At 60.6% G+C, this 26,687-nt stretch carries 19 protein-coding genes; all 19 read left to right on the plus strand.

Features of this window, described 5'->3' with window-relative positions; genetic code table 11:
• The first annotated feature begins 3 nt into the window (after window positions 1-3).
• The 19 genes from B0E51_RS16375 to B0E51_RS16465 all read left to right on the plus strand — a co-directional run bounded on the left by B0E51_RS16375 (window position 4) and on the right by B0E51_RS16465 (window position 26,685).
• Window positions 4-759: a hypothetical protein gene (locus B0E51_RS16375; protein WP_077445956.1), complete on the plus strand. Its 756-nt coding sequence runs from the start codon at window positions 4-6 to the stop codon at window positions 757-759.
• Window positions 756-1,454 carry a hypothetical protein gene (locus B0E51_RS16380; protein WP_077445957.1) on the plus strand — a complete coding sequence of 233 codons (699 nt, stop codon included), beginning with the start codon at window positions 756-758 and terminating at the stop codon, window positions 1,452-1,454. The genes B0E51_RS16375 and B0E51_RS16380 overlap by 4 nt, the downstream gene beginning before the upstream one ends.
• Window positions 1,451-2,701: a DUF4255 domain-containing protein gene (locus B0E51_RS16385; RefSeq protein ID WP_077445958.1), complete on the plus strand. Its 1,251-nt coding sequence runs from the start codon at window positions 1,451-1,453 to the stop codon at window positions 2,699-2,701. Before B0E51_RS16380 ends, B0E51_RS16385 begins: the two co-directional genes overlap by 4 nt.
• The gene (locus B0E51_RS16390; protein WP_077445959.1) at window positions 2,698-4,656 is read left to right on the plus strand and encodes an AAA family ATPase; all 1,959 of its coding nucleotides are present in this window, start codon (window positions 2,698-2,700) and stop codon (window positions 4,654-4,656) included. Before B0E51_RS16385 ends, B0E51_RS16390 begins: the two co-directional genes overlap by 4 nt.
• Complete coding sequence (locus B0E51_RS16395; protein ID WP_077445960.1) at window positions 4,653-4,997, plus strand: hypothetical protein; 345 nt, start codon at window positions 4,653-4,655, stop codon at window positions 4,995-4,997. Before B0E51_RS16390 ends, B0E51_RS16395 begins: the two co-directional genes overlap by 4 nt.
• Window positions 4,990-5,592, plus strand: coding sequence for a hypothetical protein (locus B0E51_RS16400; protein WP_077445962.1), 603 nt, complete (start codon window positions 4,990-4,992; stop codon window positions 5,590-5,592). The genes B0E51_RS16395 and B0E51_RS16400 overlap by 8 nt, the downstream gene beginning before the upstream one ends.
• 10 nt (window positions 5,593-5,602) lie before the next feature.
• On the plus strand, window positions 5,603-5,968 hold the full coding sequence (locus tag B0E51_RS16405; protein ID WP_077445964.1) for a hypothetical protein: 366 nt from the start codon (window positions 5,603-5,605) through the stop codon (window positions 5,966-5,968).
• A complete protein-coding gene (locus B0E51_RS16410) occupies window positions 5,961-7,097 on the plus strand; it encodes a hypothetical protein (RefSeq protein ID WP_077445966.1) in 1,137 nt (378 codons plus the stop codon). Before B0E51_RS16405 ends, B0E51_RS16410 begins: the two co-directional genes overlap by 8 nt.
• Window positions 7,098-7,123: 26 nt before the next feature.
• The gene (locus B0E51_RS16415) at window positions 7,124-7,630 is read left to right on the plus strand and encodes a phage baseplate assembly protein V (RefSeq protein ID WP_174570691.1); all 507 of its coding nucleotides are present in this window, start codon (window positions 7,124-7,126) and stop codon (window positions 7,628-7,630) included.
• Window positions 7,630-7,947 carry a hypothetical protein gene (locus B0E51_RS16420; protein WP_077445968.1) on the plus strand — a complete coding sequence of 106 codons (318 nt, stop codon included), beginning with the start codon at window positions 7,630-7,632 and terminating at the stop codon, window positions 7,945-7,947. The genes B0E51_RS16415 and B0E51_RS16420 overlap by 1 nt, the downstream gene beginning before the upstream one ends.
• 7 nt (window positions 7,948-7,954) lie before the next feature.
• Window positions 7,955-8,332: a GPW/gp25 family protein gene (locus B0E51_RS16425; RefSeq protein WP_077445969.1), complete on the plus strand. Its 378-nt coding sequence runs from the start codon at window positions 7,955-7,957 to the stop codon at window positions 8,330-8,332.
• Complete coding sequence (locus B0E51_RS16430) at window positions 8,329-10,788, plus strand: baseplate J/gp47 family protein (RefSeq protein WP_077445970.1); 2,460 nt, start codon at window positions 8,329-8,331, stop codon at window positions 10,786-10,788. The genes B0E51_RS16425 and B0E51_RS16430 overlap by 4 nt, the downstream gene beginning before the upstream one ends.
• Window positions 10,785-13,574 (plus strand): hypothetical protein, encoded by a 2,790-nt coding sequence (locus tag B0E51_RS16435; RefSeq protein ID WP_143525967.1) that lies wholly within the window; start codon window positions 10,785-10,787, stop codon window positions 13,572-13,574. The genes B0E51_RS16430 and B0E51_RS16435 overlap by 4 nt, the downstream gene beginning before the upstream one ends.
• A complete protein-coding gene (locus tag B0E51_RS16440; protein ID WP_143525968.1) occupies window positions 13,571-15,865 on the plus strand; it encodes a hypothetical protein in 2,295 nt (764 codons plus the stop codon). The genes B0E51_RS16435 and B0E51_RS16440 overlap by 4 nt, the downstream gene beginning before the upstream one ends.
• 67 nt (window positions 15,866-15,932) lie before the next feature.
• Window positions 15,933-18,668, plus strand: a complete 2,736-nt coding sequence (locus B0E51_RS16445; protein WP_077445973.1) for a DUF6519 domain-containing protein — start codon at window positions 15,933-15,935, stop codon at window positions 18,666-18,668.
• Window positions 18,669-18,671: 3 nt separating this feature from the next.
• The gene (locus tag B0E51_RS16450) at window positions 18,672-19,577 is read left to right on the plus strand and encodes a DUF6734 family protein (protein ID WP_077445974.1); all 906 of its coding nucleotides are present in this window, start codon (window positions 18,672-18,674) and stop codon (window positions 19,575-19,577) included.
• Window positions 19,578-19,665: 88 nt separating this feature from the next.
• Window positions 19,666-21,042, plus strand: a complete 1,377-nt coding sequence (locus B0E51_RS16455) for a DUF4157 domain-containing protein (protein WP_217333117.1) — start codon at window positions 19,666-19,668, stop codon at window positions 21,040-21,042.
• Between the two features lie 85 nt (window positions 21,043-21,127).
• Window positions 21,128-26,056, plus strand: a complete 4,929-nt coding sequence (locus B0E51_RS16460; protein ID WP_168172665.1) for a DUF4157 domain-containing protein — start codon at window positions 21,128-21,130, stop codon at window positions 26,054-26,056.
• A gap of 2 nt (window positions 26,057-26,058) precedes the next feature.
• Entirely contained in the window at window positions 26,059-26,685 is a 627-nt protein-coding gene (locus B0E51_RS16465; protein ID WP_077445977.1) for a hypothetical protein, read from the plus strand.
• Window positions 26,686-26,687: the final 2 nt, after the last annotated feature.

A 26,687-nucleotide genomic window follows, 5' to 3' on the forward strand; every position in this document is an offset into this window, starting at 1 on the left:
CCGATGAGCGCCCACGCTGCCCCGCGCATGCATCCGCTTACCGGCGAACGGTTGCTGGCTGCATGCGATCGGGCGGAAGGCGAACACGCGCTGTTGCGTGCGATAAGCCTGCTTGCCGTGGCGCTGCCGGAGGTAGATGCGGAGCAATTGCTGCAGCTGTCGTTGGCCGAACGCAATCGCCTGCTATTGCAACTGCACCGGCTCAGCTACGGCAACATGCTGGATGGCTATGCGACCTGCACGGCATGCGGTGCGGCGATGGAATTCAGCCTGTCGATCACCGTGGCGCTGGAAGGCATCAATAGTGCGCAGTCGCCCGCTTTCGAATGGTCGGAAGATGGTACGCCGCTGCGGTTGCGGCAGGTCAGCACCGCCGATCTGTTGGCGACGCTGCATGCCAGCAGTGCTGAGCAAGCCGAAATCGCTTTGCTCGCGCGGTGCCTGGAGCTGGATATGGATGTCGGGTGCGATGCCCCATCCGCGACAGCGTATGCAACACGTCCGTCCGTACGCGAACACTTCGAACACCTGCATGCCAACAGCGAGTTGCGTTGCAATCTGCGTTGCCCCGACTGCGCGCATAGCGAACGCTGGGAGCTCGATCTCGCGCATTTCCTCTGGCTGAAGACGCGGCATGCCGCGCATCGGCTGCTGGCCGACATCCACACCATCGCGCTGCATTACGGCTGGAGCGAAGCGGCCATCGCGAATATGAGCGCGCCACGCCGCGACGCCTACCTGGAGTTGCTGAGCGCATGAGCGACCTGCTGCAACGGTTAGTGCAGAACGCACGCGGCACGGCGCAACCCAATCCGCTGCGCATCGAGCCGGTGCTCGCATCGCGTTATGCGGGCAAGCCGAGCACGTCCGGTCTGACGCCGCAGGAACTGCATGTCGAACTGACGCCACCAGTCCTGCAGCGGGAAACGGCCTTGCCTGCGGCGCCGTTGTGGTCTCCGACGATCACGTCGGAGCCACCGACAAACCGTGTCGCCACCCAGGTGGATTCCTTTCCGGTCGCCGATATCGTGCCGCTTACGCGCCATCTCGACCCCGACGCACCTGTGCTTTTCGCGGGCGATCTCGCCGATACCGTGACGCGCACCAAAGCAGCTGCCATCCATTCGCCGCTTCCGCTGTCATCCGAACCGGATCGGCGCGAAAGCGCCGAGCGCACTCGGCATGCAATGACCACGCAGGTCATGTCCCCCGCAACCGAGCCACCACGTCCATCGCCCAAGCCGGCGTTGAGGCCAACAGCTTCGGCCACGCAACCGACCACGTCGACGCCGACGATGCCGGTCGAACAAACGCAATCGATCACCATCTCCATCGGTCATGTCGAAGTACGCAATGCCGCAAGCCCGGCACCCGTGGCGCCGCGCAAGCCGGCATTTCGTCCAGGGGTGAGCCTCGACGCCTTTTTGCGTCGCGGCGGAGGCGACGGACGATGAGCAACTATCTCGCCGTCGGCGGCGTCAGCGCGGTGTTGCGCTCTCTGCTTGCCGACGCACTGACCAGCAGTGGACCGAGCAGCATTCTCGGCGGCGGTCCGGATGCGATTACCGCCAGTCCGCCCGACCTGGTGCCCGTCGGCGCGCACGAGCAGCCGCGCATCAACATCTTCATGTACTACGCAAATCTGAATCCGGCCCTGCGCAATGCAGGCTTTCCCGCCCGCAATGCGCAGGGCCAGGCGATCAGCAATCCGCCGCTGGCGCTGAATCTGCACTACCTGGTTACCGCTTATGGCAGCACGCAGTTCGATCCGGAGATTCTGCTGGCCTGGGCAATGAAGGTCATGCACGACAACCCGGTGGTACCGCGCGCGATTATTCAGAAAGCGCTGGATGAACTGCTGGCGTCACCCAATCACGAAAACACGTTGATCAACGGCAGCATGCTGGCCGAGCAGATCGAGAATATCCGGATCGTGCCGGAGACGCTCACCACTGAAGAAATCTATCGGCTGTGGGCGGCCTTCCAGACCAATTACCGACCGACCACGTCGTACCAGGTATCCGTCGCGGTTATTCAGGATACCAACACCTATACCGCCAACCTGCCGGTGCGCAAACGCTCGGTGATGGTATTGCCGTCGCAGGCGCCCATCATCACCTCGATCGCACCCAATCCGATTGCAGCCGGCGCCACATTGACGGTGCAAGGCAGTTATTTTCTGGGTGACACACCGAATACGACGGTGGTCTCGTTCGACAATGCGCAGGGGATTGCGCCGACGACGCTGCTTGGCAACAGCTTGAGGGTGATATTGCCGAGCAACCTGCAGGCAGGCACGCGTACGCTGCGCGTGCAACGGCTGGTTGTCTACAGCACCTCGCCCACGCCACACGCCGGCTTCAGCTCAACGGCGATGCCGTTCCAGCTGGTGCCGATGATTACCAACGTATCGCCGAACCCGGTTGCCGCAGGCAGCACGGTCACCGTTACCGTATCGCCCGCCGTCGGCAGCATGCAGCAGGCCACGTTGTTTATCGGCGATACCGCCATACCGATCGACCAACGGCCGCAAAGCGGCCCAACCTCATCGAGCACCTTGACCTTCCCGGTGCCAGCGACCATCGCAGCACCGTACACCTATCCGCTGCGGATCGAGATCGACGGCGCGCAAAGTACGTTGACGGCTACCACCAGTGGCGGCACGACGACTTACACGCCGCAGTTGCAGGTGACACCATGAATGCGGCGACATGCGATGTCGTGCGCGAATCGCTGAGCGATGCACTGGAGCGCGTGTATCAGCGTTTGCTTGCGGCGGCCCCGCAACCGGCTGCAGCGGCACCGATGCCGATTTCGCCGGTCAGCGCCACGACCAGCGTTACCAATGGCAACGAACAGCCATTGGACCGTGTGCAATCGCTATTTGGCTTGAGCCGGTTCGAATGTGATGTGCTGGTCTTATGCCTGGGTGCCGCCATTGAAGCGCGCTTTCCTGGCGCATGCGCCGCCGTACACGGCAACTCCCAGGCAACCTGGCCAACCTTCGGATTGGCGCTTGCGGTGCTGGAACAGCCGCATTGGAGTGCGACCAGTCGCGCTCATCCCTTGCGCTACTGGAATTTGCTGGAGCTGCCGCAGGGGAACAACACATCGCTGTTGCATGCGCCATTGCATATCGACGAGCGCGTATTGCATTACCTGCTGGGCGTACCGACGATCGATGCATCACTGGAATCGCTGATGCGGCCGCTGGCCAGTACTACCTCGCCGCTGCGCAGCCTTAACCCACGCTGGAACGCGATGCTGGAAGAAGGGCTGCGGCATTGGCTTGGACAAGCCGAGCGTGGTCGCGCTGTGTTGTTTTGCGGAGCGCGCAGCGCCTCGCGCGAAGCGGGCTTTCTTGAGCTGTGCCGTCGCGGTGGTTTTCGGCCGTACCAGCTCGATGCGATGGATTTATCTGCTGCACCCGATCAACGGCAACAACTGGCGCGTCGCTGGACGCGCGAGTCGGCATTGCAACATGCCGCCCTGCTGATTCGCACCGGCGACAGCGACAGCATGCAAAATCTCGCCAGCTGGATGGAACTGTTGCAGGCACCGGTCGCCATCGACGCGGCCGGCGGATCGTCCGCCGAGCAGTTACCCGGTCTGCGTCTGGATGTGCCGGAACTATCGGCCGACGAGCGCAAGCGCGCCTGGATCGGTCAGCTTGGCGATGCGTCGAAACAATTGAATGGCACGCTCGATCGCATCGTTGAGTATTTCCACTTCGACGAAGCATCGATTCAGTCGGCCGCCACGACCGCACTGGAAACACCGGTATCGGACGAATCGGATGTCAACGCCATTACCTGGCGCATTTGCCGGCAACACGGTCGTCGTTCGCTGGAAAAACTGGCACGACGGATCGAGCCGCGCGCAACCTGGTCCGAACTGGTGCTGCCACCGGCGCAAACGGAAACCCTGCAGCAGATTGCAATCCATATGCGCCAACGTGCGGTGGTCAATCAGCAATGGGGGTTTGCCGAGCGTTATAGCCGCGGTCATGGCCTGAGTGCGCTGTTCTCCGGCACCAGCGGTACCGGCAAGACGATGGCCGCGGAGATTCTCGCGCGCGAGCTGAATCTGGATCTGTATCAGATCGATCTCGCCTCGATGGTCAGCAAATACATCGGCGAAACGGAAAAAAACCTGCGCCGTGTGTTCGATGCGGCCGAAGAAAGCGGCTCGGTTCTGCTGTTCGATGAATGCGACGCGCTGTTCGGCAAGCGCAGCGAAGTCCGCGATAGCCACGATCGCTATGCGAATCTGGAAATCGCCTATCTGCTGCAGCGGATGGACAGTTATCGCGGCGTGGCGATTCTTACCACCAACATGCGCCACGCGATGGATGCAGCCTTCGTGCGGCGCATCCGCTTCATCGTGCAATTCCCCTTCCCCGACGCACCATCGCGCGCACGCATCTGGCAAAGCATTTTTCCGCAACTGGCGCCGCTGGACGGACTGGACTTCGAGCAGCTTTCGCAACTGAACGTATCCGGCGGCATGATCCGCAATATCGCTACGCATGCGGCGTTTCTTGCCGCCGAGCACGGTACCTCGATCGATGTACGGCACATTCTGGCGGCCTCGCAGATCGAGTATTCCAAGATGGAGAAGCCTCTGACCTCGGCGGAAACGCGGGGGTGGATATGAGCGCGGCACAGAAAGTGCCGAACGCTGTACCGATGTTCACCGCATCGGTGCCAGCGGGAGCCGTCGTCGCCACGACGCATGTGCATATCAACATCGGCAAGCTGAGCCTGCACGGTTACAACCCATCGCAGCAGCGACGGTTCATGCAAGCGCTGCAATCCGCGCTGCGGCAACACGCCGCCGAGCATGGCGAGTGGTCGTCACTTTCCAATCGCCACCTGGCGCAACTGCCAGCGCTGCAAGCGCGCCCGGGCATGTCACCCGAAGATGCCGCCAAAAAGCTGGTGCGCCAGTTGTTCGATCGGCTCGATCAACGCGACGCGGAGCAAAACCATGTCTAACGTGTCGCCCCTGTTGCGCAAAGGTGCCATTCTGCTGCTCGATTCGACCCTGGGTGTGCCGCAGGGCACGATCAATCTGCAGTACAACCCCGATTCGATCACGCGCTCGCTGAAACCGCAGACCGTCGGCGACGAGCCCGACCGTACGGAAATCCTGCGCCTGAAAGGGCCGCCGATCGAAACGATCAAATGCGAGATCGAGATCGACGCCACCGATCAGCTTGCCAATGGCGATCCCACCACCGTGGCGCTCGGCATCCAGCCGCAATTGTCGTTACTGGAACTGCTGGTGTATCCGTCCAGCGGCACCTTGATTGCCAACGAAGTGCTGTCGCTGATCGGCACGATTGAAATCCTCCCGATGGAAACGGCGCTGACCGTGTTCGCCTGGAGCAATCAGCGGATCACCCCGGTACGCATTACCGATATGGAAATTACCGAGCAGGCGTTCGACCCGAAGCTCAATCCGATTCGCGCCAAGGTATCGCTGGGCATGCGCGTACTGAGCGTCAACGATGTCGGCTTCCTGACCCCGGCCGGTGCGCTGTATCTGGTTTACCAGACCACCAAAGAATCCATGGCGCAACAGGCATGAGGGCATAACGATGGATTCAGCACTTGCCGCTCTTGTTACCTCTGCCGCCGGAACTGGCGCACCGACGCTTACGTCCAGCCGTTATTACGGCGATCCGACGCTGCCTTACACACTGCCCAATGGCACGCAGGTGATGTATCTGGCGCGGCGGATCATTCCGCAAGCGGGGATTTATCAGGCGCTGCAAAGTTATGTGGTCGTCGAAGGCGATCGACTCGACAATCTGGCCGCGAAGTTTCTGGGCGATCCGCTGTTGTACTGGATGATCTGCGACGCCAACAGCTGCAGCGATCCGGATGCGCTGACCGCACAGGTCGGACGTAGCATTCTGATTCCGTTGTCGTCCGGCATACCGCCGGGTGCGCGTTATGGCTAGTCCGCTGTATCTGACGCTGCTAGCCGGTCCGGGCGTGGCGTTGCCGGTGCCAAAGCCGTTGATCGATGCGCTGGTCTCGGCCGAAGTCACCGAGTCGGCCACCGGTCGCAGCGGTTTCCAGCTTACGTTTACCCTAGCCGACAATCAGATTCTGGAAATGTTCTTCCTGCTCGCCGCGTCGGCGCCGATTCCGTTGCTGCGGGTGGTGCTGATGGCGAACTTCGGTGGTCTGCCGCAAATCGTGGTCGACGGTATCGCACTGCACCACGAAGTGGTACCGGACGCGATGAGCGGCTCATCCAAATTGGTGGTCACCGGCCAGGACTTGTCCGCGCTGATGGATCTGATCGATTTCTCCGGGCTGCCCTATCCGGGCATGGGGCCGGATCTGCGCGTACTTACCATCCTCGCCAAATACGCAGCGTTCGGCGTGGTACCCGAAGTGATTCCGATGCTGATTCCCGACATCGAAGTGCCGATCATTTCGACGCCATCGCAGAAGAGCACCGACCTTTCCTATATCCAGCAATTGGCCAAAGACGTCGGCTACGTGTTCTACATGGTGCCGGGTCCATTGCCCGGCATGAGTCAGGCGTATTGGGGTCCGCAGATTCGCATCGGCATGCCGCAGCAATGCCTCAACGTCAATCTGGATGCGTGGACCAATGTCGAATCGCTGAACTTCAAATACACGCCGCAGACGTCGGTACTGCCGATTGTCTTCAGCCAGGACCAGACCACCAAGCTGGTCTTTCCGATTCCGATTCCACCGGTCACGCCGTTCAGTCCACCACTCGGTCTCGCGGTGCCGATTCCACAAAAAGTGGAACAGTTGAACGACACCGCGAAGCTGCCGATCGGCCAGGCGATCATGCAAGGCATGGCGCGCGCGGTGCAGGCAGCGGACGTCGTCACCGGCGAAGGCACGCTGGATGTATTGCGTTATGGCCAGATTCTGCGCGCACGCAGTCTGGTCGGCATGCGCGGCGCCGGCGTTGCATTCGACGGCATGTATTTCGTCGACAGCACCACGCATCGGCTCAAACCCGGCGAATACAAACAGAGTTTCGTGCTCAAGCGCAATGCGCTGGTGGCGAATACGCCGGTCGTTCCATCGTTTCCCTTTTGATATGCACGCCTTGATGGGGATGCATCGTGACCAAGCATTACGGCAAATTTCGCGGCACCGTGCTGGACAACATCGATCCCATGCAAATGGGTCGCCTGATGGTGATGGTGCCCGATGTTTCCAATGTGTTGCCGTCGACTTGGGCCATGCCGTGCATGCCGTTCGGCGGAATTCAGTCGGGCATGTTTGTCACGCCAGCGATCGGCTCGGGCGTGTGGATCGAATTCGAACAGGGCAATGCGGATTATCCGATCTGGGTCGGTTGCTTCTGGGGGTCTGCCGCCGAAGTGCCGGCACTCGCCCTGGCAGCGCCGCCCGGTTTGCAGAATATGGTGCTGCAAACCATGTTGCAGAATACCGTGATGATCAGCGATGCGCCCGGACCGACTGGCGGCATCCTGCTCAAATCGATGACCGGTGCGCTGATCTCGATCAACGAAATCGGCATCACCATCAGCAACGGTCAAGGCGCCACCATCGTGATGGCCGGCCCTGCCGTCACCATCAACGAAGGCGCGTTGGAGGTGATCTGATGCCAGGCATGCTGATCCAGCAAGGCGCCGTGGTGATGTGCGGGCACGGTGCGCCGGCGATGCCGACCGTGCCAAATCCATCGGTCACCTTGATGGGCATGCCCAGTTGCACCTTGGCCGCGCCGTGGTCGGTCGCCGGATGCCCGGCAGCGGCCGCGTTGATGCCGCCTTGCGTCACCGCAACCTGGATGGTCGGCACCATGCGGGTTACTTCGTTCGGGCAACCGCTGCTGGTGCAAAGCGGTGTGTCGGTCGCCATACCGAGTGGTCTGCCGCTGTTGCCGGTGGTCACTCAAGTCCGCGTCAGTGCGATGTGAGGCGGCCATGAATATTGCCTTCCCGTACAACTTCGACCCGACCGGGCACAGCGCGCAGACCGATCCGCTGCAGCACATCGCGGACATGATCGAGCAGATCCTTTTTACCTCGCCGGGCGAACGCGTCAATCGCCCTACCTTCGGCAGTGGTACCGCGCAACTGGTCTTTGCACCGAACAGCGATGTGTTGGCGGCCGCGCAACAGAATGTGATTCAGGCGAGTCTGCAGATGTGGTTGTCGGACTTGATCCGATTGCAGTCGGTCACTGTGGCTGCCAACGATTCGACCTTGCAGATCACCGTGGTTTACGTCGTGTTGCAAACCCAGCAGCAACAGACCCAGCAGTTTGTTTACGGCGCCAGCGGTGCGGGAGCAGGTTCATGATTTACTTCTGCTCGCAAAAAAATCGCCGCGATCAAATACTGCGCAGCGCGCTGCTTAACGGCATCGATTTCCTCGAGGTACTGGGTAATCACCCCGGCTGTGGCAATCAGCTGGCGGTTGCTTTCTTGAAAGACGCGCGCGGTTTGAACCTGGGCGTGGATAACATCGTGGTCAGCGGCGACACCCCACTGCAAGTGACCGGCGTTGCCGCGCCGACGGACGAGGATCCGTTGACCGTGGTTGTTACGCTCGATACGACTGGCGACTTTTCGCCGTATACCTTCTCGCTGATTGGCAAGGCAGGTGGCATCGATCCACCGACCGGCATCGATCCGCAACTTTCCGGCGTCACGTTCTCGTTCAAGGCCGGCTGTCCGTCGCCGGTGGACTGCCAAGCGGACAACTGCTGCCCGCCGCCATCGGCCACGCCGCCGGATATCAATTACCTGGCCAAGGATTACGCGGGCTTTCTGCAGGTGATGCGCGACCGCATGTCGGTACTGGTACCAGGCTGGAGCGAAACCCACGCCGCCGACCTGGGGGTGGCGATGCTGGAATCGTTGGCTTACGCCGCCGATCATCTCAGCTATCAGCAGGATGCGGTCAACACGGAAGCGTATATCGGTACCGCGCGCAGCCGTATTTCGCTGCGCCGTCATGCCCGTCTGGTCGACTACACCATCAACGAAGGCTGCAACGCGCGCGCCTGGGTCTATCTGGAAACACTGGCCCCCACCCTCGACGTACCGCAAGGCACGCCGTTTTATGTGCGTATGCCGGGCATGCCGACGGTGGTCAACGTACTGGACCTGCCGCGCGTGCATGCCTTGCAGGCGACGACGCAGCCGATCTTTGTCAGCCTGTGCGATACGACGCTCAACGACGAACAAAACGAAATTCATTTCTATACCTGGAGCGACTCCGATTGCTGTCTTCCGACCGGCGCCACCCAGGCAACCCTGGTCGGCAACCTGTCGTCACTGAGCGTCGGCACGGTGTTGATCTTCGAGGAAACCGTTGGACCGCTCACCGGCAACCCGGCCGACGCCGATCCCGGCCATCGTTGGGCGGTACGGCTGACTGGCGTGCGGCTGACCGACGACAACGGTGTGCCGTTGGTCGATCCGCTCAATAACGATGCCATTACCCAGGTCACCTGGTCGGCCGACGACGCCCTGCCCTTCCCGCTGTGCATTTCGTCGACCTATCAAACCGACGCGGGCCCGGTACAGGTACCTGACGTAAGTTGCGCGCGTGGCAATATCGTGCCGGCCGACCATGGCTGGCCGGTGTCGACCGAAGCGATTGGCACCGTGCCTGCGCTACCGCCGCAGCCGCAGCCGGAAGCGAGTTGCGATTGCGGTACGCAGACGGTGGCGGAGGCCGCCGTGCTGCTGCCGCACGCGCGCTTCTATCCGGAACTGGCCAATTCGCCGCTGACGTTTGCGCATGCCTACGACCCGACGGCACCGGCCAGCGCTTTTGCGACCGCGCCGGCAATCACCGCCACGGCGCAAATCACCGTGCAGAGCGACGACGGCCAAAACTGGAGCGTCACCGAAGATCTGCTTGGCTTTGCCGCCAACAATTATGGATTCATTCCCGAGATCGAATACGACGGCTCGGTATTCCTGCGCTTTGGCGATGGGCAGTATGGCGCCGCACCGGATCCGGGTTTGATCTTCACCGCCAATTACCGCATCGGCAATGGCAGCGTGGGCAATCTCGGTCACGACACTGTCGCCCACTTGATCGGCAACCCGGCGCAAATCCGTACCGTGCGCAATCCGTTGGGTGCGGCCGGCGGGACCGATCCGGAAAGCATGGAGCATATCCGTCAGTACGCGCCGTTTTCGTTCCAGACGCAGGAGCGCTGCGTGACGGAAGACGATTACGGCACGATGACCTCGCAGTTCGACGGCATCGAACAAGCGCGCGGCACTTTCCGCTGGACCGGCAGCTGGTACACCGCGTTTGTCTCGATCGAACCGGAAGCCGCCTTCACCCGGCAACTGATCCGCAACACCGAGCGTCAATTGAACATGCTGCGCATGCTCGGCATCGATCTGGCGGTTGAACAGGCCGTCGTCGTCGGATTGAACATCGTGCTGCAGATTTGTGTGGCGCCGAATCATTTCCGTGGCGATGTGTTTGCCGCGCTGATGAAGCTGTTTATCACCGGCGACACCTGCACCGGTCAAAGTGGCCTGCTCAATGCCGAAAACTTCATCTTCGGCGAAACGGTGTATGCCAGCCCGCTGATCGCGGCGGCCCAGTCGGTCGATGGCGTGGTCTCCGCCACGCTCGGCACCTTCGGTCGGCTGGACCAACCGTGGGTCGACGGCACCGGGCAGGGTTATATCTCGCTCAGTCGACTGGAAATCGCCGCGTGCGATAACGATCCCAACCACCTGGACCGCGGCGTGTTCTCGCTGCAACTGGACGGCGGCAAATGAGCATATGTCCCACCACCACCGAGCAATTGTGCGGCTGTTGCACCGGCGTGACGATGGAGACGCCGGAATTTATCGGCAATCGTCCCGCACTGCCGGCCATTGCTTACCGGGTCGGGCGCTACGCCACCTTCGATGCCAGCATGCTGGCGTGTCTGTCGCAATCGACCTACACGCCGATGACCTTGCTGCGTACGCGTGACTCCGGCGACTTCACGATTGGATTGCTCGACAGCTGGGCAGGCGTGCTGGATATCCTGACCTTCTATCAGGAGCGCTTTGCCAACGAAGCGTATCTGCGCACGGCCATCGATCGGCGCTCGGTGTTCGAACTGTCGCGGCTGATCGGCTACGTGCCGTCGCCCGGCGTCTCGGCCACGGACGTGCTTGCCTTTACCTTGTCGGATGCACCCGGATCGCCGGACAACGTGGTGATCCCCGCCGGCACGCGCGTGCAAAGCGTGCCCGGTCCCAATCAGACGCCACAGGTGTTCGAGACGTCGACGGCGATCACCGCGCTGATCGGTTACAACGCCTTGCCCGCGCAAACCTCGCAGGCCTGGGTGTCGGCCGGCAAAGACAGCAGTACCTGGATTCAAGGTACCGCCAACAGCATCAATGTCGGCGATGTTCTGCTGTTCGTAAAAGCGACCAACGGCGTCGCCAACAACGCCGGTCCCGCCGAAAAGCACACCGTCGTCGCAGTCAATCCGGATTCGACCAACGGCATCACGCAACTGGTATGGGATGGCACGCTCTCGGCCAGTTTTCCGGCGGGTACGACGGCCGCTCAACTTTGCCTGTATGTGTTCCGCAAGAAGGCGGCGCTGTACGGCGTACAAGCACCGGCACCCGGCACGTTTCCGTCCTCGACGCTGACTTATATCGCCGGTCATCCGTCCTCGCCCAGCGATGACTGGAACTACGACAGCTATACGGCCAACAGCGACAGCTTGAATCTCGATGCCGCGTATACCGGCTTATTGGCGGCGGCAGGCACCACGCAGTGGGCGCTGTTGACCAGCAGCAAGGTTGGCGACGCCATCTTGCGTGTGACTTCCGCCTCCGAATCCAATCCCAATCGCTACACCTTGACCACCAAAACGAGTCGGCTTACTTTCCAATTGGGCCAGCTGCCGGGCGGCGGCACCTCCGCATCGGCGCTCAATGCCGCCCTGGTCGATTTCGAAAAAGACACGCGCAATGTCACCGTTTACATACAAACCACGCCGCTGAAGCTGGCCGATCTGCCGGTCATCGCATGGAGCGGTACGTATCCGACGCAAAGCGGCATGGTCGCGCCGGTCGGCGGCAGTTCGCTTGCGATCGGCGGCGGTCAACAGATTGCCGTGGGTCAGCCGATCGGCATTTCCGGCAGGCGTGCGCGAGTGCAAGTGTTGCCCGGTGCCGCTGCCAGCTTTGCACCGGCACAATCCTCCGCCAGCTTGACCGTTTCGGACAACCAGGTATTCCTGATCGATGCCTATCCGCCAACAGCGGGCAGCACCAGTGGCGTGTCGTTGTGGAGCGTTATTACCGTCAGCGGTGCAAGCGGCACGCTCCGGCTCAACGACAACTATGTCCTGCTGGTTCCGTCGGACAAAAACGATCCGGCCACCAGCGAAGCGAACGACGTCAGCACCACTACGGTCGATGGCGATATCACCACGCTGGCGCTTGGAAACGCGTTAACGCGCCTGTATGACGCCACCACGGTAAACGTCAATGCCAACGCGGTAAACGCGAGCAATGGCGAAACCGTGCAGGAATTGCTGGGCTCCGGCGACGCGACCAATGCGGCGCTCACGTTTACCTTGAAGCAATCGCCGTTGACCTATGCCTCCTCGACCGGCGCCAATGGCACGCAATCCACCTTGCAGGTGTGGGTCAACAATATTCAATGGCACGAGGTACCCAACCTGCTGAGTTCGGGGCCGACGGACCGCGTGTTTGTCACGCGTGTCAATCAAACCGGTTTCACCGTGGTGCAGTTTGGCGATGGCGCCAACGGTGCGCGTACGCCGACCGGTCAGATGAATATCCGCGCGGTCTACCGCAAAGGTATCGGTAGTGCCGGCATGGTAGCGGCGGGACAGTTGTCGCAACCGCTGGATCGACCACAGGGCCTGCGCACGGTGACCAACCCCGGCGCCGCAGCCGGCGGTGCCGATCCCGCTACCGCCGATGATGCACGTGCCAGTGCGCCGTTGCCGACGTTGACGATCGGTCGCGTGGTGTCGCTGGAGGATTACCAGAATTATGCGCTGAACTTCGGCGGCATCGCCAAAGCGACCGCGTCATGGACCTTCTTCAACGGCACCCGCGGTGTGTTTCTTACGGTGGCGGGGGCGAACGGCGCCACCTTCGAACCTACCGATACGGTGATTCTCAATCTGATCGATTCGCTGCACAAATACGGCAACAAATACGTTCCGCTCTACGTCGCGTCGTATGACCCGGTGTTGTTCCAGGTTGGCGCAAACATAAAGATCGACGACGACAATTACGACCCCACTCTGGTGCTGGCCCAGGCATGGCAAAACCTCGTGGCAGCCTTCGCCTTCGCGCAATGCCAGCTCGCGCAGAATGTGGCGGCCAGCGACATTGTCGAGATCGTGCAGCAAACACCCGGGGTGATTGCGCTGCAATTGACGGCCCTGTTCCTTAGCGGAAGCCCCAGCAGCACCGTGCCCGCGCAGCTGTGCGCGGCGGGTGCGCTGCCGCCACAGGGCGCACAAATGCTGTTGCTGGACCCGGCTTGCCAGAACGCTATCGGAGCATGGACATGAGCCTGGACGCGGCCGATCTGTTTGCCCTGCTACCCGCGGTTTATCGTACGCGCGATGCCGCCAATGGTGGTCCGTTGCAGGCGCTGTACGAAGTGGTGGCGACGCAAGCCGGCATTGTCGAAGACAATATCGAACAGCTTTACGACGATCAGTTTGTCGAGACCTGCATGCCGTGGGTCATTCCCTATATCGGCGACCTGATCGGCTACAACTCGATTTATCAAACGGCGCTGGGGCTGGACAGCCGTGCCGAAGTGGCCAACACCATCGGCTATCGCCGCCGCAAAGGCACGCCGATTGCCTTGCAGCAAATGGATACCGATGTATCCGGTCGTGCAGTCGTGGTGGTGGAAGAATTCAAGCGACTGATCACAACCCAAAGCATGCGCCTGCCACGCCCGCATCATGCGGCCTGCATCGATGTGCGGCGTAACGACATCCTGGATAATTTAGGCGATACCGCGTTCGACAAGAGCAATCGCATGCTGGATGTCCGGCGTATCGCACCGCGCATTTGCACGGTCAGCGATCCGGACCCGGCGCCGCTGGATATCGCGTTGCATGGCCCCGGGCGTTTCAATGTGCCGGATATCGCCGTGCATCTGTGGCGCTGGAAAGCCTGGCAGCTGACCCAGTCACCCGCGTTTGCCGTGGACGCACGACGCTTCCGCTTCAATGCGATTGGTTTGGATACGCCGCTATTTACACCGCTGGTACCGGAAACCACGCCGTTCAGTCGCATCAATACGCGCATGGATGTGCCACAACCGATACGCCGAGGCGAATTCACGCGGCATGTCGCCGATTTCTACGGTTCCAGCATGATGCTGCATGCCGACGGTGTCGCCATCGATGTCACGCAGATATGTTGCGCGAATCTGGCCGACAATCCTGGTGGCAACTGGTGCAACGTGCCTGCGGGGATGGTGGCGATCGATCCGGAACTCGGTCGCATTCAATTCGCACCCGATCTGACTCCGCCGCAATCGCTGCGCGTGACGTACTACTACGGCTTTCCTGCGGCGATTGGCGGTGGACCGTACGATCGCACCGGCAGTCTTGGCGAAGAAGTACCGACCGAGAGTCCCGCGCTGGCAAATTTCTTTGCGATGGTCGGCACACCCGAATTCCCCGATCTCGCCACCGCGGTCGCGCAATGGAATCTGCAACCCGGCGGCGGCACTGGCGTCATCGTGCTGCCGGGCTTTGAACGCTATGCGATCGATCTGACCGGTGCCAACGCCATTGCGCTTGCATCGGGCAGCACATTGGCGATTGCTGCGGGTGTTGCATTGCCGACCAGCGGTGGGCACGACATCATCTGGGATAACGCGTATGTGACCTTGCTCGGCAATATCGAGATCACCGGTTCACCGCCACCGCCGATGCCCGAGGGTGAAGTAGCGCCTGCCGGCCAATTGATCATCAACGGCTTGCTGATCGAAGGTCAGCTTGCGCTCGATGGGGCGACGGTCGCGGTGCAGGTATCCGATTGCACGCTGGTGCCCGGGCTTGGCGCCGCCAATCCGGGCTTGTCGCCATGCGAGCCAAGCATTGTCATCGACAACGACGCGACGCTATGCATGACGCGTTGCATTGCCGGTCCGATTGCCGCCAGCGCTGCGGGCAGCGTGCGCGTATGCAACAGCATCGTTGATGCCAATTCGCCCTGCTGCGTTGCCTATGTCGGCAACGACGGCTATTCGGCCGGTGCCGATTTGCATATCGAGGACAGCACGATCATCGGCAAGGTACGCACGCGCACGATGCAGCTGGCCTCCAACACCATCTTCTTTGCACGACTGGGCCGTCACGATCCGTGGCCGGCTGCCTTGTGGTGCAGTCGTGTGCAAGTGGGCTGCATCCGCTTTTGCTCGCTCCCACGCGTGTCGATCACGCCGCGCTGCTACGAGTGCCTGCCGCCCAATGCCGACAGCGCCTCGATCTTCGAACCGACCTTCATCACCCTGCGTTACGGCCACCCTTCCTATGCGTTGCTTAGCGGCGACGTACCGATGGCGGTATGGCATGGCGCCGATAACGGCTCGCAGATGGGTGTGTATTACCAGATTCAGGAAACCGAGGCGGTCGCCAATGTGCAGATCCGCACGCCGGAATATCTGCCGGTGATGCTTGAAAGCGGCATTTTTTTGCATCCGTCACAGCCGTTGCTGCGTTCGAATCCGGCGCCCTTCTCCTATTACGGCTACAGCGGACCGATAGCTAGTTGCTGCGGTGATGAAGTGGACGAGCTGACTGGCGTCCCCGGCATCGGCGTCGACCTGCTCTAAACCCCGATTCAATCGCAAAACATTGATCGCATGACTCACGTAACACGAAAAGACAAAGGTGCAGGCCATGAAAGGTGATTTCAGCCGGATCCGCTTCGAGCCGAACAAGCATTACACGGATGTGCTCGATCAACAGGGGCGCATTGCCTACGATGCGGACCACAACGAGCAGCGCCTGATCGACGGGCATCGTCGCACCGTCGAGACCATCGACGTGATCGGCGACTACGGTGCCCCGACGAACCATGCCGGTTTTGCGATCAGTGTTTCCAACGACAGCATCAGCATCGGTGCTGGCCGTTATTACGTGCATGGCCTGCTGTGCGAAAACCCCACCGCGCTGGACTACGACGATCAGCCATTCCTGATCCAGGGTAGCGACGTTACCGACATCAGCGACGTGCTTACCGAGATGCAGCGTTCGCAAAGCACGGGCTGCCTGCGCGTATATCTTGAAGTGTGGCAGCGCATGGTGACCGCGCTGGACGATAGCTGCCTGGGCGAGCCCGCGCTCGGTCAGGCCGATACCACCGTGCGCTTGCAGACGGTGTGGCGCGTGGTGGCGACGCCGGGCACTGCGGCATCCGCAGCAACCGATCCGCCGCATATTTCAAACAAAACGTTCAAAGCCGAAAACGCTGCTTCGACCCAAACCTTTCGTGCCAACGCAGTGCATACGGGGACCACGACCAGCGCCACCAACGAGAGCACGTTCGATCAGGAATTTGCCGCGATCGACAAGGCGTTGCGCGCCGACCCTTCGCTGAGCATGAGCGACATCGCCGCATTCGAAAATCAGGCCAGCGCGGGGCGCAGCAAAAGCCAGTGCAGCTGCGATGCGATGTACAGGGAGAAACCCGCTCCACATAGCGGCACGTTAAGCGCGCAGGTCGCCGAAAACGGCGGCGGTTGCGGCTGCCAGCCGATTCCCGCCGCGGGATACACCGGGCAGGAAAATCAGCTTTACCGGGTCGAGATACATCAATCCGGCACGCTGGCGACGGCCACTTTGAAATGGTCGCGCGAAAACGCTTCGGTGGTTGCCGCGGTACTTTCCGTTTCCGGCAACAAGGTGACGGTAAACAGTCTTGGTCCCGATGCCAATCTGGGCTTTCAGGAAAATCAGTGGGTGGAGATCAGCGACGATACCGGTCTGTTCGGTGTCACCGCGAACCAGTCCGGTCAGTTGTATCAGATCCAGCATATCGATCGTCCGTCGCTGACCTTGACCATGTCCACCACCGTTTCACCGGTCGATACCACGCGCAACGCGCGCATGCGCCGCTGGGACCAGAGCGGCACCCCTGCTACGGCCACGGGCATTCCCATTTCGAGTAGCTGGATCGATCTCGAAAATGGCATCCAGGTCTGTTTCGGCAGTGGCGATTACGTCGCTGGCGATGCGTGGACCATTCCTGCGCGCAGCGCCACCGGGCAAATCGACTGGCCACCGTGCGGCAGCAACGGCAATCCGTTCCAGCCGCCGTTCTACGCACATATTTATCGCGCGCCGCTGGCATGCATCCATTTCGACCCTGATATCGCAAGAAGCGGGAACGGACCGTTTGAAATCGACGACTGTCGGCGGATTTTCCCCACCCTTGCCGACCTCGGCGGTTTCGTCAACGCGAACGCGTTGCATATCACCGACATCAACTGGTTGAACGACGATGTGATGACCTTCGATGCGCTGCTGAAGAATGGTCTGGTCGCCACGTTCGACAATGTACCGACCAGCCCCTTGTCGCCGGCGACCTTCATCGTGACGTTGGAAACGCCGATGGAATTGAACACCGCCAACTATGCGACCACGGCGACGCTCACGGGCGAGTCGAATAAGGTATTCGAAAAGAAGGTGAATACTGGCACACAGGCAGGCGCCGCTGATGCGACGGTCGGTCAATGGGGCGGCCTGTCGTTGCAGACACCAACCGTGGTTCGCACGCCGTTTATCCTCGACTCGACGTTGACGTATCAAGACGACACTATTGCCTGGTCGTTGCCGTCGACCGACGTATCGCTCCGTCAGCGCTTGCAGCTTGAGGCGATCAACGCGGCATTGATTCCCTGGGCCAATCGCGGCACGCCGGTGCGCGTGCGGGTGAAACTGGCAGGGCATGGGATGTACGCGTCGGAGTCGGGCAAGCAGCTTTATCTGGACGGTCAGGCATTTGGCAATTCAGTCAGCAGTGCGGGTGAAAATCGCCAGCGGATCGATCTGAATTTCCCAACCGGCAACGATCAGCGCGCGAGCGACTTCGAAAGCTGGTTCTATCTGTATCCGGCGCTGGAAGTGGAAGGCGTCGCTTTTACGTACAGCGAGGTGATTCTCAATTCCGCCGGCTCCATTCTCAGCACCGTTCCGACCTCCGCTGCCAAGCCGATTGTCCAGAACGCCACCATCGCCCTGAATTATGCAGCGGTCGAAGCCACCACGATTCAGTTGTCGATGTCCGGCGATGCAGATGTCGCCAGCATGCCGTCGCAGGTCAACGTTGCCGCCGGCGATGCGCAGGTGACGGTAGCGGTGACCTTCAATGGACCGCCGACCAGCGAAAAAATGAAGTTTGTGCTGACCGCGTCGATGCCTTCGAGCCTGGGTGAAGCCACCTCGAAGACGGCATCGTTCACGGTGGCTGTGCGTGGCGAAAAAGCCACCACTCCGAAAAGCGCAACGCCTGCTCCTACTTCGAAAGCGCCGACGCAGGTCAAGGCGAACGCAACTCGTGAACCCACCGCGGCACCCGCCCCAGCGCCCACCAAGAAAACATCCGCGACCACCACCAAGCGTAAGCGGGGCTGACTCATGCGCGCCGTCTGGTCGTTCTGGAGCAAACCGTTTCTGGCCCGCCAGGGACGGACGTGGCGTGAGCCACAGCATCACCTCCTTGCCTGGGGCTTGTCCTTGCGTTTGGCGCGTAAGCACTATCCCGAAACGGTGTTGATCACCGATACGGCAGGCAAGCGTCTGCTGGTAGATCAACTGGGCCTGGAGTTCGGTGACGTAAGCACCGAGCTCGATGCCTTGCGTCATGAAGAGCACGGCTGGTGGGCACTGGGCAAACTCTATGCGTACAGCATGCAGGATCGCCCCTTCATCCACCTCGATACCGACGTGTTCATGTGGAAGTCGCTCCCGCCAAGCGTCGCCAATGCGCCGGTGTTTGCGCAGTCGCCGGAGTTTCATCCGCCACTCGATGTATGGTGCAGCCCTTCCGGAGTGGAAGCGGCATTCGCCAAACATGGCTTGCCAGTGCCGGTGGAATGGGAATGGTCACGCTCACTCGGCGAGCCTGCCTATCGCGAAGAAAACTGCGGCATCGTCGGCGGTCAGCGCGTGGATTTTCTACGCCATTTTGCCGAAGTTGGATTGAAGATGGTGCGGGATCCGGTCAATGCACCGGCGTGGCAAGAGCTGCCGAACAAAGACGGTTACAACATGATGGTGGAACAACTGCTGTTATCCACTTGCCTGGATTATCACCGCCATCACCCCGAATCGCCGTATCGCGGCGTGTACGTCAAATACCTTTTTCCGAGCTGGGGCGATGCGTTTGACCCAGCAAAAACGGCGCAGGCTGGCTACACCCATTTGCTCGGCACCAGCAAAGGCGACGCGCGGGTAACCGATCGGCTGGAACGGCGTATGCAAAGCGAAGATCGCGACTTCTTCAAGCATTGCGTAAAACTCGGTCGGCGGATGAGTGCCTGAGATGGGACCGGGACGCGACAAGCCGGGCAACCTAACGCGTGCGCCATCGCAACGGAGCAATGCTGGCATCGCTGCGCCATCGAAACAGTTGCCGACGCCGCAGGTGCAAGCTTCGCCCGCGACGGCAACCAAAACGCCGCCGTCGGCAACCCGTATTCCTGCGCTGGCTCCGGGCGAGTCGCTCAACGCCGTAACGTACAGCAGCGGGCGCCCGCTGGATCGCAGTCTAAGCGCGCAATTCGGTGCGCAGCTGCATACCGATCTAAGCGATGTGCGTATCCATACCGGCGAGCATGCGGCGCAAGCAGCGGATGCGATCCAGGCGCAGGCGTTTACCGTGGGCAAGGACATCGTTTTCGGTGCAGGGCAATATCAGCCCGAATCGAGCAGCGGCAAACATTTGCTGGCACACGAACTGGCACACGTCGCGCAACCGCAAGGCGGCGCAGCGAAAGGCATCAGCCAACATGGCGATGCCAGCGAGCATGAAGCCGATCATGCCGCCGACGCTTTGATGCAAGGCAAGACCGCCACGCCGAAGGCCAGTGCAGCGGCAACCGTGCAATGCCAGCCGCTACCCGACGCAGACAAGAAAAAAGAATCCGCTCGGTCGCTGACCGATCGTCTACTTGATAGCGCCAGCCCATTCCTTGCCGCATCGGTGGGTTCGGCCACGCTGAATGATTTCGACACCGGTAAATCGACACTCAAACCGGCGCATGTGACCGAGTTGAAAAAAACTGCCGCCCATATCACGCAGTTATTGAAACAGTACCCGCAGTCCGAAGTGAAGGTGATCGGCCATACCGATACTGTCGGCACCGAAGCCAACAATCTCGTACTCGGTGAAGCGCGCGCGACCGCGGCCGCGGAAGAACTGGAGAAACTGGGCGTGCCGGCGAACATCGTCAGCACGTCGAGTGCAGGTGAAAGCGCACCGCAGGCGGTCAAGACGAAAGACGAAACGCCCAATGCGCAAAACCGTCGGGTTGAGGTGCGCTTCGAGCCGAAAGCCGCACCCACCATTAGTACGGTGCCCAAGCTGGAACCGAAGACAACGACGAAAGAACATGACGACGACAGCAAAGCGCCGGCGAAACCGATCGATCTATGGCATGTCCCTGCCGAAAAAGAACACACCGGTGTGCCCTACCGGCATGACGATTCCAACCCTGATTGGTATAAGCCGATACCGCCAGTGCCCAAAGGTAGTGGGCCGAAATCGGCGCTCGATGTTCTCGGCGAGAAAGTGATCGATCCGTTCGTCGACTGGGTGGCGAAAAAGCAATCCAAAGCAACCCGCGACAAGATCAAGCAATGGGCACGCGACGGTGTCGCTGCGGGCTCGGCCAAGGCTGCACGCGCCTTAGCCCAGGCTGCCGGCGAGACCGATCCGCAGGTTTTGGACGCGGTCGAGAAGGCGACCGAAGCGGCGTTGCGCGAAAAGGGGCAGCAACCTCAATGACCTCCTCTTCCGGCTAAGCAGCCACATGGGTGCGCAAACCGTTACCACCGCGAAGAGTGCGCAATCACCGGCACGGCATGCGCCGGTGGGCGCGACGCACGTGACGGCGCGCTCGGATGTGTTTAGTCCGCAACGGCCGCCGCTGATCGAAACGGTGACATCGCCGGTCGGGTACGCATCGATTCCGTCACTGCCGCCGGTTTCGCTTCCCGTCCAACTGCTGCGTCCCGCACACGCCGCCCCGCTTTCCAGCATGGCGGAAAACGCACCGGCCGAGCAGAAGGAAACGACGCACGATGAATCGCCGCTGGTACTGCTGCGCAAGTGCGCCAGTTGTGCGGCGGATGACGATGACGATTTGCATGTGCAACGCAAGGCCTCCTTATCGATACCGGCAATGCCTGCGTTGCTGAACGAAGACGTCGCCGCATTCCACCCGCTAACCCTGCAACGCAAATGCGCGTCCTGCGAGATGGAGGAGGAAGAGCTGGCCGTTCAGCGCAAATGCGATGCGTGCGTGGATGAAGAACACGAAGAACTGGAAGTCCATCGCAAAGGCAATGCGGCGACTTATAACGAAGCTGCGTTATCAAGACCGTCGCGGACCCAACCGCCCATCCACTCAAGGGCTGCGCCGAAACCCATCCATTGGGTGCGCGAAGCTTTGCAGCACAGCTATGGTGAAACGCTGGACCCCGCCGTGCGTAAGAAGATGGAACATGCCTACGGCACCGATCTCGGTCAGGTGCGTATCCATGTCGGTACGCTGGCACAGAAGGCCAGCACCGCCGTTGCGGCGCAGGCTTACACCTTGGGCCAGTCGATTTATTTCGCGCCGGGACGTTACCAACCGCATACCTCGGCCGGCCGCGAACTGCTGGCGCACGAGCTGGCGCACGTAGTGCAAAACCGGATCGGCTTCGCCCCTGCTCCATCGCGCAAGCAGGCGTTGAGTATAAGCAGCCCACACGATGCGGCGGAACTGGAAGCCGATGCAGCCGCACGCGCCGCCATGGAAGGACGTCGCTTTACCGTGCGTGGTCATGGCACCGCTGCCCTGTATCGCAAAGACACCTGGGACAAAGTGGTCGATTGGGGCAGCACGACCATCGACAAAGCCGAATCGGCGGCAGCCAGTGGCATCAAGGAAGTCGCGGATTTCACCGCCGATCAGGCGCTGAAAGTCATTCGCACCGTCTCGCCGGGGCTGGCCGACATCATCGATGAAGGGCCGATCAATTACGCCAAGCGCAAAGTATCCGAAGCCTTGGATGCGCATATGCCCGAAGCGCTGGGCGGCTTCAGTATCAGCGAACTGGGCAAGGGCATCTCGTCGTGGCTTGGCGAAACCAAGGACTTCGTCAAAGGTGTCGCCCAGGGCGATGCAGAAGCCTGCACCAAGTTCAAAAGCATGATGCATACGATGTCCACCTTTGTCGGCAAGATCATCGATAACCCGGTGATCGATGCCGTCACCGGTGCACTGGGCAAAGTGTCCGATTTCGTCAGCAAAGTGCTGAAGGTGGTTGGCGAACCCTTGTTCGACGGTTTGCAGCAATACCTGTCCGGCGCGTGGTCGGCGCTGAAGAAAGTCGCCAGCACGGTTTCCGGCTGGTTTAACTCGGCCAAGCAGGCGTTGGGTGACGCATGGACATGGTTGTCCAAACTGCTTGGCTTCGATGGCAGCAGCGAGGACGGCGTATGGGCCAAGATCAAGGAAGAAGCGAACAAAGTGTGGACGACGATCAAGGCCGCTATCGAGCCGGTGATCGCACCACTGAAGAAGGTTGCCACGGTGATCGCGCTGCTGACACCGATGGGCCAGATTTACGCGATCATCAAGTACGGCCCGAAAGTCGTGAAGGTGGTGAAGTGGATCTGGGAGAACGGTCTCAATCCCGAGAAGATTCGCGAAGCGCCGGCAGAAATCCGCGGCATGCTCGAAAGCATCAGCGGCAATGTCAGCGGTTTCAAGGCAGTTATCAAGAGCGGGCTGGACTGGATCAAGGACAAGATTTCCTCGCTCAGCGAAGCGGTACTCGATACCGCCAGCAAGATCAGCGGCCTGCCGTTGATCAGCTTTGCCCACAGCTTGTTCGATGAAGCGCGTAACGGTTTGCAGACCGTGGTGACCGATATCGAACAAGGTGCGGAAAAAGCCGAAACGAGCATCGAAGCGTTCGCGGGAAAAGTCGACAAGTTTGTCCAGCCGTACAAGGGCGTTATTTCCAGCATCATCATTGCGATTGGGGCGCCGGTGACCATTCCGGTGTTGCTCGCCGGCTGGGCTTGGGGCGCGTTGCCGAAATGCATCAAGGTGCCGATCCTCGACTTTGTACTGGATATCGCGATCAAGGCACTGGGGAAAATCCCCGCCCTCCCCACCATGGGTCCGCTCTGGGCACTGTTGAAGCCGGGCGTGATGTCGTTCCTGCAGACCTTGCGCAAGGCGGATGATGCGACCAAGGAAAAAGTCTCCAACAAGGTCGCCAAGATACTGAGTGGTTCCGATCCCGCATTCCTGATTGCGTTCGTCAAAGGTTTTGCGCAGGGCGTATGGGAAGGTATCAGCGATCCGATCAGTGCGATCTATACGGTGATGGAAGGCCTCGACAAGGCGACGGATTATCTGCTGAGTCTGGCGGGGTTCGGCGACAAGCCCGAAACTGCTGCTCCGGCAGCCAATAGCGCCGCGCCACCCGCACCGGCCAATGCCGCGGCCGCTGCACCGGCCACGGCGGTTGCCAAGCCTGCTGCTGCACCCGCCGCGCCAGTAGTTACCCCCGCCCCGGCGCATGCGAACGCTGCGCCGGCTGCGGCGAGCGGAGCGAATCAACAGGCGGCGCACACGCCGGCGCCGGCAAACAACGCCGCCAGCGCAACCGCTACGCCAGGCAGCGCGAGCGTTGCCGATACAGGTACGCATGAAGCCACTACGTCGCTTGACGCAGGCGACCTGGCAACACTTAAAGCGGCGGCAAGCGAAGCCGCGCAATCGGTCGCTCCGGAAGTCGCGACGATCAAAGGCAATTTCTGGGGCGCGGTGCAGGAGTACTTCAACGGCAGCAAGATTACTTTCGATGAAATGGTTACCCGTCTTTCCGAAACCTGGGAATCGGCGAAACAGAAAATCGCCGAAGGTGGCAGCTGGCTGGCCAGTGAACTGCTCGGCTTCTTCAAGGGCGACGAAGCGGAAGAGAAGCTCGGCGACAAGATCGGTTGGGTCAGCGGCTCGCTGGTATTCCAGGTCGTGCTTGATGCGCTCACTGCCGGTACCTGGACGGAAGCAGACGGAATCATTGTGGGCATCGCGAAGTTCATCAACTGGCCGATGGAAGCGCTGGGTGAAGCATTCAAACTGCTCAAGACGCTGGGCAAGTATCTGCTCGACGGATTGAAGAGCCTCGGCTCGGTGATCAAAGACGCCGCTGGCGGCGCGTTCAAAGCGGTGTCCAAAGCGGTCGGCAGCCTCGGTGAAAAACTGCTCGCATTTGGCGAGGAGATGTTCGGCAAATTCGGCGGCAAAGCGGCCAAGGCGGAAACGAAGGCGGTCGGTGCCATCGGCAAGGAAGGCGTCGAACTAGGCCAACGCGAAACGGCGAAGCTGGCGACCGAAGATGGGGCGAAAACGCTTGAGAAAAACGCGCTGGCCGATGAAGGCAAGGTGGCGAAGGAGCACGAGCCTACCGCGCAGGAAGGCGCCGCGAAGGACGCGAAATCGCCTGCCGAAACCGGTCATATCGAAAGCGACAAGCTGACCCCGGAGCAGTTGCATGGCGAAACCGAAATGCTCGCCGAGAATCCGGGCATGGTCGAGGGAACGCCGCCCAACCGTCGCGCGGAAGTGGGCGAACACGAGTGGATGGAAGAGCCGCTACCGGACGGCGAATGCCAGTTCTGTCGCCACTCCGCTGCACGGGTATGCATCAAGACACCCGAACTGCGTACAGCAGAACTCGAAAAAGCCGAGCAACGCGTCGAATCGGCGACCGCCCACGCGCAGGAACGTGCCGACGAAGCCGCTACGGCGCGCTTGGAGGCTGATACGCACCCAGATTTATCGACCGGCGATCGTACCAAGTACGCCAGCGAACTGGATGAGGCGACCAAACGTGCCGAGGCCGCCAAATCCCGCTTGGGTTCGGCGAAGGGCCAACTTACCAACGCTACCAAGAAGGGCGATGCGGCAGCAATCGAAGCGGCGGAAAAGAAACTACGACAAATCGAACAAGAGATTGAGCGCGCGGAAGCCGATGCAAAAGATTTGCAGGGCATTCTGGGCGAACACGAAAAAGTTCTGGCCGATGCGGACAAGGCAGAGGCACGTTCCGCCGCCGCAGAAGCCGATCTCAAGGACACGCAAAAGGTTGCCACTACCCAGCAAGGTTTGTCTGCCGACGTCGACGCGGCTGAAGCCAAAGTGCGCGATATATGGGCCAAGAACAAACAGATGCGGCCTGGTATCGGTACGCCCGAAGGGCGCGAATTGGCGAAAGCCGAGCAGGACCTTGCCCAGGCACGCAAAGAACTCGCTACGCATATCGAGACTGCGCAAGGGCTGACGGTCGAAATACGCGAAGGTCTGCGCAGTGGCACCCCGTTTAAGTCCGCCGGCGGTGCAGAGCGTTACCGAACATGGCTGGAAAGCCTGCCCGCAGACGCGAAAGGAACGGGCGGCAATTACATCGATTATGTAACCGGCGAGTCGTTGCCTTTGAGCAGCCTTTCGCCCGACCATGTCGTTCCGGTCGATGAAATATTCCGCATGGAAGGGTTTGGCAAACTATCCCGCGAAGATCAGCAGGCCATTCTCGATTTGAAGGAAAACCTGGCATTCCTGGAAAGGGGCCGCAACTCTACCAAGCAGGCCAAATCCATTGGCGACTGGATTGCCAGCGACAGAAAAGTGGCTTCGAAGGTCAGCCCTGCCAAACTTGCTCAGCTCGAAGAACTTGAAAGCAACGCCCGGAAATCCCTGCAAGATGAAATCGCTAAGCGGCTCAAAGGCAAATAACCGTGTCGCAGCAGATCGAACTCGATGGTCATCGCTTACTCGCCCGTTGCGTACCGGAACGCGATGCTGCCGCCCGTGCATTGCTGGATAAATTGACCACACTGCACCGTGCAGGACCTGCACTCAAACCGGGTTCGCATATCGACTTCGGTTGGTCTGTGCTACAGATCGAAGCGCACCCCGATCACTGGGTGGTATGCGAACCCGATTACGGAAGCGATCCTATGCAATGGAAGCCGGAGGTGGATGACACCTTACGGGTCATGCAGCAACAAGCCGCTTTGCATGCTTTGCTCGGTAACCTACCCAGCGAACGCACGCGTGGCGATCAATGGCTGTTGGTACAGCCCGATGCGGTCCCTGCGACGGAAAGCTATCTGCATCGTTCCGCGGTGTCAGGACCGGATAGCGGCTGGTATATCGGCGTTGAGAATGCACCGGAGGGCATGATAGCGACACCAGGTAAACCCATGCTCGCCGGCCTGCTTACCGACATCAAACCCGCATGGCTGAGCGTGCTTGCATTGCCGGTCGGCTACCTCGCCCACTTCATAGGCGATCAACTAGCCAACATCTACGACGCGCAACACAACCGCATTTTTCCACTTGATGGGGAAACAACTGAATAAGC

This window comes from Rhodanobacter sp. C05 (assembly GCF_002001165.1).
Lineage (GTDB): Bacteria > Pseudomonadota > Gammaproteobacteria > Xanthomonadales > Rhodanobacteraceae > Rhodanobacter.

Coding starts and splice junctions, on each gene's coding strand:
- B0E51_RS16375 (WP_077445956.1), top strand. CDS start 4: ATGAGCGCCCACGCTGCCCCGCGCATGCATCCGCTTACCGGCGAACGG.
- B0E51_RS16380 (WP_077445957.1), top strand. CDS start 756: ATGAGCGACCTGCTGCAACGGTTAGTGCAGAACGCACGCGGCACGGCG.
- B0E51_RS16385 (WP_077445958.1), top strand. CDS start 1,451: ATGAGCAACTATCTCGCCGTCGGCGGCGTCAGCGCGGTGTTGCGCTCT.
- B0E51_RS16390 (WP_077445959.1), top strand. CDS start 2,698: ATGAATGCGGCGACATGCGATGTCGTGCGCGAATCGCTGAGCGATGCA.
- B0E51_RS16395 (WP_077445960.1), top strand. CDS start 4,653: ATGAGCGCGGCACAGAAAGTGCCGAACGCTGTACCGATGTTCACCGCA.
- B0E51_RS16400 (WP_077445962.1), top strand. CDS start 4,990: ATGTCTAACGTGTCGCCCCTGTTGCGCAAAGGTGCCATTCTGCTGCTC.
- B0E51_RS16405 (WP_077445964.1), top strand. CDS start 5,603: ATGGATTCAGCACTTGCCGCTCTTGTTACCTCTGCCGCCGGAACTGGC.
- B0E51_RS16410 (WP_077445966.1), top strand. CDS start 5,961: ATGGCTAGTCCGCTGTATCTGACGCTGCTAGCCGGTCCGGGCGTGGCG.
- B0E51_RS16420 (WP_077445968.1), top strand. CDS start 7,630: ATGCCAGGCATGCTGATCCAGCAAGGCGCCGTGGTGATGTGCGGGCAC.
- B0E51_RS16425 (WP_077445969.1), top strand. CDS start 7,955: ATGAATATTGCCTTCCCGTACAACTTCGACCCGACCGGGCACAGCGCG.
- B0E51_RS16430 (WP_077445970.1), top strand. CDS start 8,329: ATGATTTACTTCTGCTCGCAAAAAAATCGCCGCGATCAAATACTGCGC.
- B0E51_RS16435 (WP_143525967.1), top strand. CDS start 10,785: ATGAGCATATGTCCCACCACCACCGAGCAATTGTGCGGCTGTTGCACC.
- B0E51_RS16440 (WP_143525968.1), top strand. CDS start 13,571: ATGAGCCTGGACGCGGCCGATCTGTTTGCCCTGCTACCCGCGGTTTAT.
- B0E51_RS16445 (WP_077445973.1), top strand. CDS start 15,933: ATGAAAGGTGATTTCAGCCGGATCCGCTTCGAGCCGAACAAGCATTAC.
- B0E51_RS16450 (WP_077445974.1), top strand. CDS start 18,672: ATGCGCGCCGTCTGGTCGTTCTGGAGCAAACCGTTTCTGGCCCGCCAG.